This is a genomic window from Pseudoalteromonas sp. GABNS16E (assembly GCF_028598715.1).
In the GTDB taxonomy this organism is placed as follows: domain Bacteria; phylum Pseudomonadota; class Gammaproteobacteria; order Enterobacterales; family Alteromonadaceae; genus Pseudoalteromonas; species Pseudoalteromonas atlantica.
In genome coordinates this window covers 101,307-115,980 of record NZ_JAQREZ010000003.1, presented here as the reverse complement: position 1 = coordinate 115,980, position 14,674 = coordinate 101,307, and the positions used below count along the sequence as shown (strand labels likewise).

8 protein-coding genes and 1 pseudogene are annotated in these 14,674 nt (G+C 39.6%); 3 read left to right on the top strand and 6 right to left on the bottom strand.

Annotated features, from left to right (window positions below; all coding sequences use genetic code 11):
• The first annotated feature begins 48 nt into the window (after window positions 1-48).
• Complete coding sequence (locus PSI06_RS02470) at window positions 49-291, top strand: ribbon-helix-helix domain-containing protein (RefSeq protein ID WP_273602733.1); 243 nt, start codon at window positions 49-51, stop codon at window positions 289-291.
• Window positions 292-447: 156 nt separating this feature from the next.
• Here PSI06_RS02470 and rapA read toward each other — a convergent pair whose 3' ends face one another.
• A complete protein-coding gene (rapA, locus tag PSI06_RS02465; RefSeq protein ID WP_273602732.1) occupies window positions 448-3,342 on the bottom strand; it encodes an RNA polymerase-associated protein RapA in 2,895 nt (964 codons plus the stop codon).
• 306 nt (window positions 3,343-3,648) lie between these two features.
• On the opposite strand from rapA, the gene PSI06_RS02460 reads away from it, so the two are divergent.
• Window positions 3,649-5,013 (top strand): PhoH family protein, encoded by a 1,365-nt coding sequence (locus PSI06_RS02460; protein WP_273602731.1) that lies wholly within the window; start codon window positions 3,649-3,651, stop codon window positions 5,011-5,013.
• Window positions 5,013-6,395 carry a PhoH family protein gene (locus tag PSI06_RS02455; RefSeq protein WP_273602730.1) on the top strand — a complete coding sequence of 461 codons (1,383 nt, stop codon included), beginning with the start codon at window positions 5,013-5,015 and terminating at the stop codon, window positions 6,393-6,395. The genes PSI06_RS02460 and PSI06_RS02455 overlap by 1 nt, the downstream gene beginning before the upstream one ends.
• Window positions 6,396-6,601: 206 nt before the next feature.
• Here PSI06_RS02455 and PSI06_RS02450 read toward each other — a convergent pair whose 3' ends face one another.
• The 5 genes and pseudogenes from PSI06_RS02450 to PSI06_RS21465 form a co-directional block, all read right to left on the bottom strand.
• Window positions 6,602-7,318: a hypothetical protein gene (locus PSI06_RS02450; RefSeq protein ID WP_273604975.1), complete on the bottom strand. Its 717-nt coding sequence runs from the start codon at window positions 7,316-7,318 to the stop codon at window positions 6,602-6,604.
• Between the two features lie 82 nt (window positions 7,319-7,400).
• Window positions 7,401-7,739 (bottom strand): hypothetical protein, encoded by a 339-nt coding sequence (locus PSI06_RS02445; RefSeq protein WP_273602728.1) that lies wholly within the window; start codon window positions 7,737-7,739, stop codon window positions 7,401-7,403.
• A gap of 574 nt (window positions 7,740-8,313) precedes the next feature.
• On the bottom strand, window positions 8,314-11,607 hold the full coding sequence (locus PSI06_RS02440) for a bifunctional diguanylate cyclase/phosphodiesterase (protein ID WP_273602727.1): 3,294 nt from the start codon (window positions 11,605-11,607) through the stop codon (window positions 8,314-8,316).
• Window positions 11,608-11,696: 89 nt separating this feature from the next.
• Entirely contained in the window at window positions 11,697-13,250 is a 1,554-nt protein-coding gene (locus PSI06_RS02435) for a methyl-accepting chemotaxis protein (protein WP_273602726.1), read from the bottom strand.
• 84 nt (window positions 13,251-13,334) lie between these two features.
• Window positions 13,335-13,610 (bottom strand): annotated as a pseudogene (locus PSI06_RS21465) (integrase); the annotation flags it as partial.
• Between the last annotated feature and the right edge of the window lie 1,064 nt (window positions 13,611-14,674).

The window sequence follows — 14,674 nt, the reverse complement described above, 5'->3', positions numbered from 1 at the left end:
TTCAGGCTGGAGTAAAACTGCACCAGCTTAAAGTCATAGGAACACATTATGGCAAGGCAAAGTATTTCACTTACTGAACAGAATGATTTATGGCTTCGTAATTACGTTGAAAACGTGGGGGATTACACAAATAAAAGTGAATCGGTGAATGATTTAATTCGCCGTGCAAGAAGAGCAGAAGCGATAAATGGTAAGCTTGCTAACTCAGAAAAAAGCGGTTTTAGTGAACAATCGGCGTGCCGTTTGTGGCTCAGACAGCATTTATTACAGAGTTACAGAAATAGGTATTGAGATAATGGCTATATTAGGTGGCCAAGATACTGGTGAGTAATTGTAGAGGTGAATGTAAAAAGCACGGCCTGTAAACCGTGCTTTTTGAAGTGTAGTTTAGTTAAATATTGATCTAACTAACGGCTGATAGCTATAAACTAAACGCTCAAAAACCCTTTAGTGTGAAACTACGATTAAGCGTATCGCATCAAGTTTTAACTGGGCTTTTTCTATATGCGTTGTCAGCTCGCTGCGCTGCTTATCGAAGAAGGTAATTTCTTCTTGGCGAATATTAGGGTTAATTTGCTTAAGCGCTTCAAGGCGAGCTTGTTCTTCACCTAAGGTGCTTTGCATTTTTTCAAGTGACGCACTGCGAATAACCTCAAGCTGTTGCTGAGCCATCTCTTTTGCGGTGTTGATCATTGGGTGAACCGCACCTTGTAAAGCGCCTGCTAATTTACTTGCAGTTTGACGCCCAACGGCTGAAAGCTGTTGGTTAAAGCTATCAAATGCCACGTTTTCGCCGAGGTTATTACTGGCTTTATCAAGTAATATGCGAATAGGCGTTGGCGGTAAAAAGCGACCTACTTGCAGGGCTTTTGGTGCCATAGCTTCGGCTACAAATATCAGCTCAACAAAAAAGGTACCTGGTGGTAATTTTTTGTTTTTAAGCAAAGCTACAGAGGCACTACCAAAGTCATCATCACAAATCATGTCCATCGTGCCTTGCACCATAGGATGATCCCAGCTAATAAAATGCACGTCTTCTTGCGAAAGGGCGGTATCGCGGTCAAATGTAACCGTCATGCCATCTTCTTTTAAGCTTGGGAACGATGCACTTAGCATATGCTCTGTTGGCTTTAAAATAATGGTGTTTTCGCCTTTGTCTTCTTGGCTTACTCCAAAGGTGTCGAATACGTTGATCATGTAACTTGGTAACTCAAATTGGTTATCAAGTGCTTCAATTTCTTCAACCAATGAATCGGCAGCGCCTTGGCCAGATGAATGCAGCTCTAATAAACGGTCACGGCCACTTTCCATTTGTTTGCGTAGCACGGCATTTTGTTTGGCTACTTGCTCAAGTAGAGGGTCGAGCTCTTCTTCATCACAATTATGGGCAGCAATGTAATCAAGTAGGTCTTCACTAAATTCTTTATACAATAGCTGGCCAGTGGTTGATGTGCTTTCAAATGCATCAAGGCCTTCGTTGTACCAACGCAGTAATACTTCTTGCGCTGTATTTTCAAAATACGGCACATGAATATTAACATCTTTTGTTTGCCCAATACGGTCTAATCGGCCGATACGTTGTTCAAGTAAGTCAGGGTTTAGTGGTAAATCAAATAACACTAAGTGATGCGAAAACTGGAAGTTACGTCCTTCTGAGCCAATCTCTGAACACAGCAGTATTTGTGCGTTGTCGTATTCATCGGCAAAAAAGGCTGCTGCGCGGTCGCGCTCTATAATCGACATGCCCTCGTGGAACACAGATGCTTTTATTGCTTCACGCTCACGCAAAATTTGCTCAAGGCTAATAGCGGTTTCGGCTTTGGCACAAATAAGCAGTACTTTTTCGTGCTTTAGGGTTTTAAGTGTTTCGATTAACCAATCTACACGCGGATCAAATGCGCCCCAGCTTGCACTTTCACCTTCAAACTCTTGAAATATTTTTTCTGGAAACAGCGCGCGTTGTGCGCTTAGCTCTGCACTTTGTATACCGCTCATGCTGCCAAGTACTGACATTGCTGTTTTATATTGCTTTGGCAGTGCCATTGGGTAAGCATGTAATTTACGGCTAGGGTAGCCATCAATTCCGCTGCGACTGTTTCTAAACAAAATACGACCTGTGCCGTGGCGATCAAGCAGCATGTTAAGTATTTCTTTACGCGCCGGTAAATCACCTTGCTGAGCTTGTTCAAGCACATCAGTAATATCGGTTTCTTTTAATAGCTCAATAAGTGTGGCTTTGGCTGTATCATCAAGGGCTTGCGCTTGCAGTAGCTGATTTGCCGCTTCGGCAACGTCTTTGTAATTAGCTTCTTCTTCTTTGAATACATCGTAGTCGTAAAATCTATCTGGGTCGAGCAATTGCAAGCGGGCAAAGTGGCTACGGTGACCAAGTTGATCAGGCGTTGCTGTTAATAGAATAAGACCCGGAATATCTTGGCTAAGCTCAGCCATGCGCTGATATTCGGTGCTCGGCTTACCATTGTTAATGCTTAGGTGGTGAGCTTCATCAACAACTAATAAATCCCAATCAGCAAGTGTTGCTTGTTCAAACCAGCGTTTTTTCTTGGTTAAAAACTCAAGGCTGGTAAGCACTAGCTGCTCGGTATCAAATACGTTTGGCGAGTCTGCAAAGGCTTCGTCGCAGCGCTCTTCATCAAAAATAGAAAAACGTAAATTAAAGCGGCGTAGCATTTCTACTAACCATTGATGTTGCAGGTTTTCTGGCACCACAATGAGTACACGGCTAGCACGGCCACTAATGATTTGTTGGTGTAAAATCATGCCGGCTTCGATGGTTTTACCAAGGCCTACTTCATCTGAGAGCAGTACCCGTGGGGCAAAACGTTTACCTACTTCTTGTGCAATATAAAGCTGATGCGGAATAAGGTTAGCGCGCTGGCCAATTAAGCCTTTAATAGGCGATTGCTGGCGCTCAAATTGGTGTTGCCATGTTTGGTAACGTAAGGTGTAGCGATCAAAGCGATCTACTTGGCCTGCAAATAAACGATCTTGCGGTTTATTAAACTTAATAAAATGATCTAAAAAGGTTTCTTTTAGCTTTGTTTCTTCGCCGGTATCAACGCGAGTACCTACGTAGCAAAGTAGTTCACCTTGCACTTCAATAGACTCTACTTCTAATTCCCATTCTTCAACGCTTTTGATCACATCACCTGGATTAAATGCCACACGGGTAACCGGTGCTTCTGCACTAGAATAAACACGGTTTTCACCACTGGCAGGAAATAAAATGCTGACCTGGCGGCCTTCAATGGCAACTACGGTGCCTAATCCTAAATCTGACTCTGTATCACTGATCCAACGCTGACCTAAGGAAAAATTCATGTATGTCTCGTCTATGAAGAAAAAGGCGGCTATGTTACCTGTTACATAACACCACTGCAAGGCGCTATTTGACTCACTTTTAATTAATTTTATAAGTGCGAATTAATCCCATTAACAGTGCTAACAAATGGCTCTTTTTTAGGTAAATAAAAACTATATCGTGTTTGTAATAAAACGGACTTTTATGACAAATAGACTAAACTTAGATTATGCCTTAGCAATTAAGTATTGCAGGTTTGAATTTAGGCCCGTTTTACTTAGTTATTTTGGTATAGCATAAAAATCATAAAACGTAAGGAAAGTGCTATGGAAAAAGCTTCGAACCTTGAAAGTAAAATGTATGTGCTAGACACCAATGTATTACTCCACGAACCCCTCGCTTATTTGTCTTTCCAAGAACATAACGTTGTCATTCCCATGACTGTTTTAGAAGAGCTGGACCACATTAAAGATAGAAAACACGACGTAAGCCGTGATGCACGAGTGGCTATTCGCGGCTTAGATGAGGTACTAAAAGACGCAACTCCTGAGCAAATGTTGCAAGGTGTTGCACTGCCTAGTAATAAAAAGGCAAATGCCAATTCCACCGGCACGCTCATTATTGTTAATGACCATCTTTTTGCAGATTCTATTTCGGGTTTACCGGGGGATGAAAACGACCACCGCATTATTAACTGCGCCGTGTATTTACAAAAACAGCACAGCGATTCAAAAATTGTATTGGTGACAAAAGATATAAACATGCGCCTTAAAGCAAAAGGTGCAGGCCTTAAATATGTTGAAGATTACCGTACCGACCAACTAATTGATGATATTGCTTTATTAACTAGCGGCTATAAAAAAATAGAGGGTGATTTTTGGCAGCACGTAGGGCAATGCGAAACACAGCAGCACGGCCGTGATACATTTCATTATGTGGCTAAAAACTTAATTCCAGATGTGTTTTGCAATGAGTACATACTTGATGGCAGCGAGCACTTTGCTGCGCGGGTCAAATCTTACGATAACGAGCGTATTAAATTAAAAGATATTAGTGTTGAGCGTTTAATGCACCAGCAAGCGTGGGGCGTAAAACCTAAAAATATTTACCAAGGTATGGCACTCGACGCTTTGCTTGACCCTAGTATTGAGCTGGTTATTTTAACCGGCGCAGCTGGGTGCGGTAAAACATTACTAGCACTGGCCAGTGCGCTTGAAATGGTGATTGAGCGCGGTATTTACGACAAGGTCATTGTAACGCGTAATACCCCCGAAATAGCTGAGTCTATTGGTTTTTTACCCGGTACCGAAGAAGAAAAAATGGCGCCGTGGTTAGCTGCAATTACCGACACCTTAGAGGTACTACACAAAGGAGACGAGAACCCAATTTCGAGTCGCAATTACATAATGGAAAAAGCCAATGTACAGTTTAAGTCGGTGAACTTTATGCGTGGGCGTAGTATTCAAAATGCAGTGGTAATTTTACAACCCCGAATTGAAAATAATTTAAAGTTTTTACCTCATTGTTTTTCATGGCCTATAGCAAAAGTAAAAAGAATTTTCAAAAAAATTGATTTCTTTAACTACTCTAAGCAGTCCCATAATTGCAAACTTTTACTAAATATTCGAAATTTACGAGAAGAGTACTACACAAAGTCTAGCAACAATTTAACTATTTTGGAGGCTGCGTAATGAAAAGCTCTATTGATAATCGAAATCCTCGTGTACTTGATACATCAGCATTGGTCCATGATCCTAAATCGCTTCTTTCCTATCGTGATGATGTATACATTTGTTTAACCGTGTTGGAAGAATTGGACAATCTTAAAGAGAGAACTAATAAATCTGTAAGTGCAGATGCACGGATGTGTATAAGAATGTTGGAAGACATCATAAATGGACATACAGCCGAGGAAATGGAAGTAGGTATTCCTTTACCATCTACCGAAACAGCCCAGAGAGGAAAGCTTTTCATCGGAATTGACACTCAATTGGATATGGCTAGGGAGTTAAAGCACGGGATAGGAAGTGACGCTGATAACAGAATAATTAATTATGCTTTATATCTTCAAAAAGAACTCGATAAAAATGTAACAATTGTTAGTCGTGATATTAATATGCGGTTGAAAGCTCGAACAGTTGGAGTTAGGGCTGAGGATGTTGCCGTAGATAATCAAATATCAGATATTGATCTTTTATACACAGGGGTACAAGCCTTTGAAGGAGATCTTTTTGATCGAATTAAAACAGACAAAGACTTCAAGGTTTCAGGAGAAGTTTATACATTCCCAGTAAGCTTATTTAACGATGAAGTTCAGCCAAACATGTATTGGTACGATGAAGCTGGACACATTGGGCGAATTTCAGAGGTGACAGATACTGAAGTATACACAAAGCTATTGCCTCGTAAGCACGAAAAAGTATGGGGTATTTTGCCTAAAAACCAGAGACAGGCGGTGGCTTTAAGCCAATTAACAGACCCTTATTATGACTTAAATATCATACTTGGCCCAGCAGGCTCTGGGAAAACTTTTTTAGCCGTTGCGGCAGCGCTACATCAAGTATTAGAGTTGAAAAAATATAAGAAAATAGTAGTTGTTAGGTCTCGGGACTTCATGGACGACGATCCCGGCTTTTTACCCGGTGATTTAACCGAGAAATCAATGCCGTTATTAGCAGGTATCACAGATGCACTTATATCAATGCATTCAGGTGATAATAATGAAGGTAATATCAGTGCAACTGTTGAGCATATCATAGAGCGTGCCAATATAGAGTTTACCTCTATGGCTTATTTTCGAGGTCGGTCAATTGATGATGCTGTTTTAATTGTTGATGAAGCACAAAATATGACCCGTGCTCAAATTAAAGGAATGCTTAGCCGCGGTGGGAAAAATTGTCGAACGATTGTACTTGGTAATCTAGCGCAAATAGATGATAAATTTGTAACAGCAGCTTCTTCTGGTGCAAGTGCGGCTGTTAATGTTTATAGGAATTATGAAAAAGGCTCGGTGCTCATATTTGATGAAGTAGAGCGCAGTAGCTTGGCTGAATTCACTGAAAAGAATATGTAGAAGTCAAAGTTCAATTCAAATCATTTAAAATATTGCCATAATAGCCACTGCTTTTAGTAGTGGTTTTTTATTTTTTAAAGAGGGCTCTACTCACTATAGCGGACAAAGTGGGTTTAATCTAACTCAAAAGCTAAGTGTCCTGCCATGCATATCTAGTAGCATTATTTTTTGTATCAGAAAATATTCTTAAGTATATATTTGAGTGCTCACAATGCATTCTCAATAAAATCAACACAAGCGAATGGCCTAACCCAAAAAAAACATGAGGCTGGCTCCAAAGCTATAGGGTAGTCGCAAGCATCTTTATGACTTAACAGATTCTTTTTAATTTCGTGATAGAACTGAGGGAATCTAACATGTTCATCATCTACCACTAAATACTCTAAAGTTAGCTTTTGCAATCCAAAATTAATGATAAATCTCTGTTTTTCATTTGTATTTTTTACCAAGAAGTTCACTTCAGGCGAAGCTACAACACTTTTAATTGAAATAGTAGGACAGAGCGGAAAGCCGAATACAGTATATTCTTCACCCTCAATTTGAAATGGAATGGGTAGTAAATCTGGATTATTGTTACCTATATCTGTTAAAAAATCCGTACAGTTTAAGAGCCAGTCGAGATGACATTCTGTATTTTTACAAGATGTGTACTCGGCTCGATTAACTTTAGTTTTTGCCTTATTACTCAAAGAATAAGCTGACAACTCATCTAATTTAAATTTGGTGGCAATCAATCTAAATGGGGTGTTATTCACTTGAATATCTGAAAATAAAACAAAGTGGTTATTTGTCTGTGTATTAAAATATGGCTCCCAGCATAATTTTAACTCATCAACTTTAATAATATACTTTGATTCGTCATCAAGCCCAAAGAGTTTGTATAAAAGTGAAATAAGTTGAGTTCGTGTTATGTTTATAGTCACTAACTTTTCTAATCGAAGAGCCATTTTTTCTATATTTTAATTTATACAAATGTTATTTTATTTTTCTCATGAAATCAGAAGGTTAAATACCAAAAGCTTTAATTATAATATCTTCTATTTTTCCATCCACATAGTTGGTGTTCAATGTATTGTGAAGGTTATGCACAATATTGTTCATATGGGCATCAAGTAATTTGTATAAGAAAATATCAGAATTTGGCTGAAGCGAAGCCAGCAGCAATAATTGGTTATCAAATAGGTCTGAATTTAGCGAATCTCGTAAGTGAACCCAATCATCACATTGGTAGACACACATAGCTAAATGAGATTGAGCTTGTCTTAATGGAACATTAGTATTTTTAGAGAGACGTTTTGCTTGACGTTTAATGTTCGAAAGAAGTTCGTCGTTTGATAGCGACATTATTTCACCAATAGAAATACTTCAACACAAAGCCCACGCACTTTATATCGAGTATACTTATTGGAAAAACTTAAATTGATAATTCAGGGTAAACTATTTGGCTCGCCAGTGGGAGCTGGCCTCCCTGCGAGGCCACAGCTTTAAAAATTAAGCTATGGCTATTATTACATATTTTTATAAATAATGAATAAAGTAATACTTTAAACAATGTTCAGCGGAGTTAAATTTCGACTTCAATATTTAGTCGCTCATATTTGGCCTAAAAGTTTCGATGAATAAACTAGGACTTTATCTTATAGGCAGCTAAGAGCGATCAAGAGACACTTACTGTAATCATGTGCTATCAGCTCAATTCTATAAAGCGGACATTCCCGCAACTCATTTATGCCCCACAATAAGTTAACTTAATTACTCTAAAGATGGCTTTGAGCGAAAAACAGGCTTTCAGGTCATATGCACCAAAGGCCGGCACTGCTCAAAAAGCATACGTTAATAATTACTTTCTTATATTAATCATAAAAACTGGGACATAAAACGCTAATCATTGCCACATAATTGCACTCATGTACCACACTTATAATTTTAGCTCTTCAAGTCTGCATGGCTTTCCAAAAAGGTATCCCTGATAAGTATTGCAGCCCATTCTATGTAACAATGCTCGCTGATCCTCTGTCTCGACGCCCTCAGCGATGACTTGCAGACCCATGGAGCTAGCTAATGTTATAACAGCCTGAGCAATCGCCTTGTCATTGATACTGTTAATGATGTCCCGGACAAAACTCTGATCTATTTTTAACTGGTTTATAGGCAACTGTTTCAAATATGATAAAGATGAATAACCAGTACCAAAATCATCAATAGAAAACGTAACACCGCATTGCTGCAATTCTCGCATCTTAGCTTTAACATCTGGAATATTATTAGCCAAGAGTGACTCTGTTATTTCTAACTTTAGCAGTTGAGGATTAGCGCCTGAACTTCTCAATGAGTTGATCACTTTCTGAACAAAGTTATCTTTGCTAAATTGAACCACGCTAATATTAACCGCAACGCTTAGATTTTTCGTAACAGGTTGTTTAGCCCAATTGGCTAAAGTCTCACACGCCTGTTGTAATATCCAATCCCCAATAGGCACAATAAGGCCTGTTTCTTCTGTTAGAGGGATAAATTGTGCCGGTGAAATCATCCCTTTTTCTGGATGAAACCAGCGTAACAGCGCTTCGACACCAACAACCCGCCCATGCTGGTCAATCTGCTTTTGATAGAAAAGAGTAAATTGTCTTTGCTGTATTGCGTTATACAAGTCGTGGATCAAGGTCGCTTTTGAGCTAACTGCAACCTGCATCTTGGGATCAAAAAATTGCACGGTATTGCGACCAGCCTCTTTAGCCTTATACATTGCCATGTCGGCTTGTTTTAATAGGTCCTCTGTTGGGACGCTTGTGCTATTAAACAGTGTTACCCCGATGCTTGCGGAGCTATTGCAAGTTAAACCCTCTAAGTCATATTCCTGCGCTAAGTGAGCCATGATTTTTTGCGCAAGTGATTCAGCCTGATTAGCAGCTGTTTCTTTATCATTACTTAAGTCTGATACTACGACAACAAACTCATCCCCCCCTAACCGTGACACCGTATCACCCTGCCTAACTGAACTAACCAATCGTTCAGCGACTCGGCATAACAATAAATCGCCTTTATTGTGACCAGCACTGTCGTTAAGATTTTTGAAGTTATCTAAATCAAGAAACATTAAAGCCGCAAAATTGTTGGCGCGTGAACAATGTGTCATTGCCCCCTGTAATCGGTCTAATAACAACCGTCGATTTGGTAGTAATGTGAGTGGGTCATAAAATGCTAACTGATGTATTTCTTGCTCACGCTTTTTACGCTGAGTGATGTCCCGCACGATTCCAATGAAATTAGTTTCACCAGCCATTTTTACTTCAACAACACCCAGCTCAATAGGAAATGTTGTACCATTTTTGTGCAATGCATCAAGTTCACGAATACGATCGGTAATGTCGCTGATACCACGGTTAATATAATTTGATAAGTAGATATCGTGATGTTCACGATGCGGTGAGCCCATAAGCATACTGATATTTCTGCCTATAATTTCTTCATCAGAATAACCAAAAATTTCATTTGCAGCTTGATTAAATGTAAGTACCTTACCCTTGCTATCAATGGTAATAATGCCATCAAGTAAGCTCTCGACAACAGCTTCCATCTGTTTTGATTTTTCGTTGAGTGAGCTTTCGGCCTGTATTTGGTCATTAATATCGAAGTGCGTACCCAGCATCCACTCAGCGTTACCATCATTTGTCCTTGCAGACACTCGCCCCCTGGTGTTTATCCATACCCATTCGCCATTTTTATGTTTCATTCGAATATTGGCTTCGTATATCGGAATAAGACCGGCTGCATGTTTTTCGATTTGTTCAGCACAATAGGCTAAATCATCAGGATGGGTCAGTCGTTCCCAGGTTTCTCTGGTAGTTGGCAGTAGTTCAGAAAATTCGTAGCCCAACAATGACGCCCATTTGTCATTAGTAACTAACTCGCCATTTTGTAAATTAAGACGCCATGTGCCAATAGTATTGGCATCAATCACCGCCTTAAGTAAGTTCTCACTATTGTGAATGAGCTCTTCATCCCGCTTCTCTCTCGTGATATCGGTCTGGATTGCAATATAGCCACTAAGCTCGCCTTCTTCATTGAGCAGCGGATTACAAGCTATTCTCGCCCAATATGGTTTCTGCTCTTTTGAGTAATTGAGTACGTCAACATTGAAACTCTGCTGTAAAGACAGGGCCTCTCTCATTTCGTCAACAATTTCGGGGTCAGTGTCGGCTCCCTGCAATAGTTCACCTGGCTTTTTACCCAGCATATCTTCGATGCTATAACCAGTGATGTTATTAAACGCCTCATTTATCCAGACAACAAAACCACGTATATCCGTTATCACTACGCCATTCGTTGTTTGCCTGGCAACTTCCGAAAGACGTCTGATGGCAGAATGGGCAGCGGTTTGCTCAGTAGTATTGCGAATAATAATCAGAACTTCATTTTCATCAATTTTCTTATATCGCGCCTCAAAGGATTTATTCAATTTTTTAAAGGTGTAGTTGTGATGAATGACATTGCCATTATCAAAAGCCTGCTTAACATTATCCATCAGTTGATGACCTAATTCATTAGATAATACATCAAGGATTTTCTGCCCTAAGATTTCATGTTGAGGCTTGGGTAGATCAGGATGTTCGTTACACATTGAAAAACGAAAGTTTCGGTCAATGACAAAAACCATATCTGGCAACGTTGCCATTATTGATGCCGTTCTTGTCATGCCAGCTGACAGTTTTTGTTGGAGCGTTTCCTGATCTAGTCTTGCAATCTCATACTCAACCATGTCAGCTAACTCACGTAATACTCGTTTTTCGATTATCGTCAAGTCACGAGGCTGTGGATCTATAAGGCATAATGTGCCAATAGGTTGCCCACTTGGGTCGCAAACTGGCGCTCCTGCATAAAAACGTATATGCGGCTTCTCTGTCACAAGCGGGTTAGCAGAGAAACGGTCATCTTTTGTTGCGTCAGTAACGATAAAAATATCCGAGTGTAGTATTGCATGTCCGCAAAAAGAAATTTCACGGTCAGTCTGACAAGCATCGAGCCCTACCTTAGATTTAAACCACTGCCTGTCAACATCGACTAGCGAAATTAAGCACGTTTGGACATTAAAAATTAAAGCCGCCAGTCGAGTGATACGATCAAAGCGCTCTTCAGCAGGCGAGTCCAGTAATGCTGTGCGTTTTAACGCGAGTAAACGAACGGCTTCATCAGCAGGATAATCAGGTGCACTCAAAAGTCTCTCCAGTAGTGTTTTACTCAGTCGTAAATTACCAATAGTGTTTTAGAAAGATATTCTTAAACACTATGACCGTATTTATGAATTTATCGTTTAAACCGAACAACCAGCTCATGTAGTTCATCAGCTATTTTATTAAGATAAATAATGGTTTCTGATAATTTCATCGAGCTTTCAGAGCTCATATCGGCAAGCGTTGAAATGTTCACTATCTGCCGGTTTATATCCTCAGCAACATGAGCTTGCTCTTCAACTGCGGCAGCCATTTGAATAGACATATATGCAATTTGACCAACAGACTCGCAAATGCCACTTAACATTTTACCACTCTCAATGACATGAGAAAGACCATCTTCTGCATCAGTCGCGCCAGCATCAGCGACGTTCACAGCATCACCTGCACGTTGCGTTAATTCGGTGACGATACCATAGATTTCTTTAGTGGATTCTTGAGTTCGCAGGGCAAGATTTCTTACCTCATCTGCAACCACTGCAAAGCCTCGCCCTTGCTCACCTGCACGAGCAGCCTCAATAGCAGCATTTAAGGCAAGTAAGTTAGTTTGATCTGCAATCTGTTCAATTATTTGCGCGGCACTGGCGATATGTGAAGTTTGTTCTGACACACCGCGCACAGAACTACCAATTTGCTCTACTGTATGTTTTAGCTTTTGAATAGAGTCGCGGGTAATATTCGCCACATTAGTGCCTTTTACTGCAAGGTTGTTAGCAGTGTCTGCCTGCGTAGCGGTATCACTGACATGCTTAGATACTTCGGCAATAGTAGTCGACATTTCATTCATAGCAGTAGCCACCTGAATGGTTTCTGCTTGCTGACTTTCAATGTCTTTTCTGGTTTTATCTGTTAATTCTGCGCCTTTCTCCGACTCCTTGGCAACAACAAGAGCGGCACTTTCGATGCGGGTAATCACTGTTCCTAAATGCGCTAGCTGACTTAAAATTGCAACTTTAAGCTTGCCTAAATCATCAGTTTCATCGGTATAACTTTTTACTGCCAGTTCATCTGAAAATGAATGACCAAGCATATCATTCAGCGCATTAAGAGTTTTCTTTCTGCTTAATGATACCCAAATAGCAAAAATAATTACTGAGGCTAGTAGTACATCCTCAGAAAGTTCTTTGAAACCAAAACCCAATAACCCAACACACAGGGCTATCGATAATACCAAGAAAGCATTCTCAAGCGATATGGGTAAAGTAGAGCGACTACTTTTTCCTGCATTGATATCACTATAAAGTTTAGACGCCCGCTCCACGTCCTGACTTGAGGGGCAGGAGCGAACTGATTCATAGCCTATTATTCTGCCGTTCTGTGTTACAGGCGTCACATACGCATCCACCCAATAATAGTCGCCATTTTTACAGCGGTTTTTGACCAGGCCCATCCAAGGCTTTCCCGCTTTCAAATAGTGCCACATTTTTTTGTACGCCTCTGGCGGCATATCAGGGTGCCTGACCATATTATGAGGCTGGCCAATCAACTCGTGCTTTTCAAAGCCACTGACTTCAACAAAGGCATCATTACACTCAAGAATAGTTCCTTTAGTATCAGTCACTGAAATGAGTTTAGTTGTACTTCCAAATTTTTTCTCTCGATCAGTAACTGGCAGGTTTTTACGCATAAGTGTTTCTTATTTGTACAGAATATTATAATTCAATAGCTTAGTATGCATTATAGTGTAGTATTTTAACTATAAAAGTGAAACTCAAATATCAAGATTTTCAGCAAATTCAAGCGCATCCTGCACATCAATACCCAGATAGCGAACCGCACTTTCAATTTTCTTATGACCCAGCAACAACAGTATGGCGCGTAAATTTTTATCTCGCTTATAAAGAAGAATAGACACTTTGGTTCTACGCTTAGAGTGTATGCCATACAGGCTATTATCAAGACCAATCGAGCTTACCCATTTATGTACCAACCTGTTATAAGCACGGGTGCCAAGATGCGGCACCGAATGCTTGCGTGAAGGAAATAAATAATCATTATATTTTTAATTTACGAGAGTAATCCATTCGAGCAATGACTAGCGGGTGTGAGCGATGATTTCAAACATCACTGGGGTGCCAATTTTATGCTGAACAATTCTGGCTCTCGTTAAAATTTCACCAGCTCGCATGACATCTTTTCAAATACGTTTGCAAATACGTTTATTAAATAAGTCACACATTTGAATTTGAGTGAGAATCATTGTTGTGAACCATCTGCTTTTTCTTATCTAACCTGAACTCTGGTTAAGAGATTTACTAACGTATTGAATCAAAAAATGATATTTATGTTTATTTTTCTCTAGCCAGAGATTTCCAGTGAAAACAAGGCGAAATTACGCGTCAATAGCTAGCCTATTGCAAGTAAATTCAACGCAGTTAGCGCTGAAAATAGCTGCTTGAGATAGATTTATTATCCAGAGTTCAGGTTATCTAGCTTCTTACGATTTATTTCCCTCGAACAGGCTACATATGGTTCTTCAATGGCTTAATTCCAAAGTTCATCCGCACGCATTAAAGTGTCTTTAAGTTTTTGTGTAAATGTGATGAATTTTATTGGCATTAAGATACTTAACCTGAACTCTGGTTAAGAGATTTACTAACATATTGAATCAAAATGATATTTATTTTTACTTTCTCAAGCTAGAGATTTTTAGTGAAAACAAGGCGAAATTACGCGTCAATAGCTAGCCTATTGCAAGTAAATTCAACGCAGTTAGCGCTGAAAATAGCTGCTTGAGATGGATTTATTATCCGGAGTTCAGGTTACTTATCTATACTGATAGTATCATTTAGTATTTTAATTATAGCCAATTCGCCCTAATTAAATTTGATGTCACAAATGCGACCTTAAGTTTCTCTCTTGGCTTTTGGCTCACACTCGATATTCATATATGCTTCCAGGTTATAAGCCTAATTCAAACTTGAATATTTTGATTAACTGTAAGCTATCCGTCGTTTTTTAAGAGGTGCACAAAAAAGCAATCAAAATGATTTCATCATATTGATTGCTCCTTTTTTCTATTTCGGCTAATGTACTGTGATTAAAACTTGG

Coding starts and splice junctions, on each gene's coding strand:
- PSI06_RS02470 (WP_273602733.1), top strand. CDS start 49: ATGGCAAGGCAAAGTATTTCACTTACTGAACAGAATGATTTATGGCTT.
- PSI06_RS02435 (WP_273602726.1), bottom strand. CDS start 13,250: ATGCGTAAAAACCTGCCAGTTACTGATCGAGAGAAAAAATTTGGAAGT.
- PSI06_RS02460 (WP_273602731.1), top strand. CDS start 3,649: ATGGAAAAAGCTTCGAACCTTGAAAGTAAAATGTATGTGCTAGACACC.
- PSI06_RS02455 (WP_273602730.1), top strand. CDS start 5,013: ATGAAAAGCTCTATTGATAATCGAAATCCTCGTGTACTTGATACATCA.
- PSI06_RS02445 (WP_273602728.1), bottom strand. CDS start 7,739: ATGTCGCTATCAAACGACGAACTTCTTTCGAACATTAAACGTCAAGCA.
- rapA (WP_273602732.1), bottom strand. CDS start 3,342: ATGAATTTTTCCTTAGGTCAGCGTTGGATCAGTGATACAGAGTCAGAT.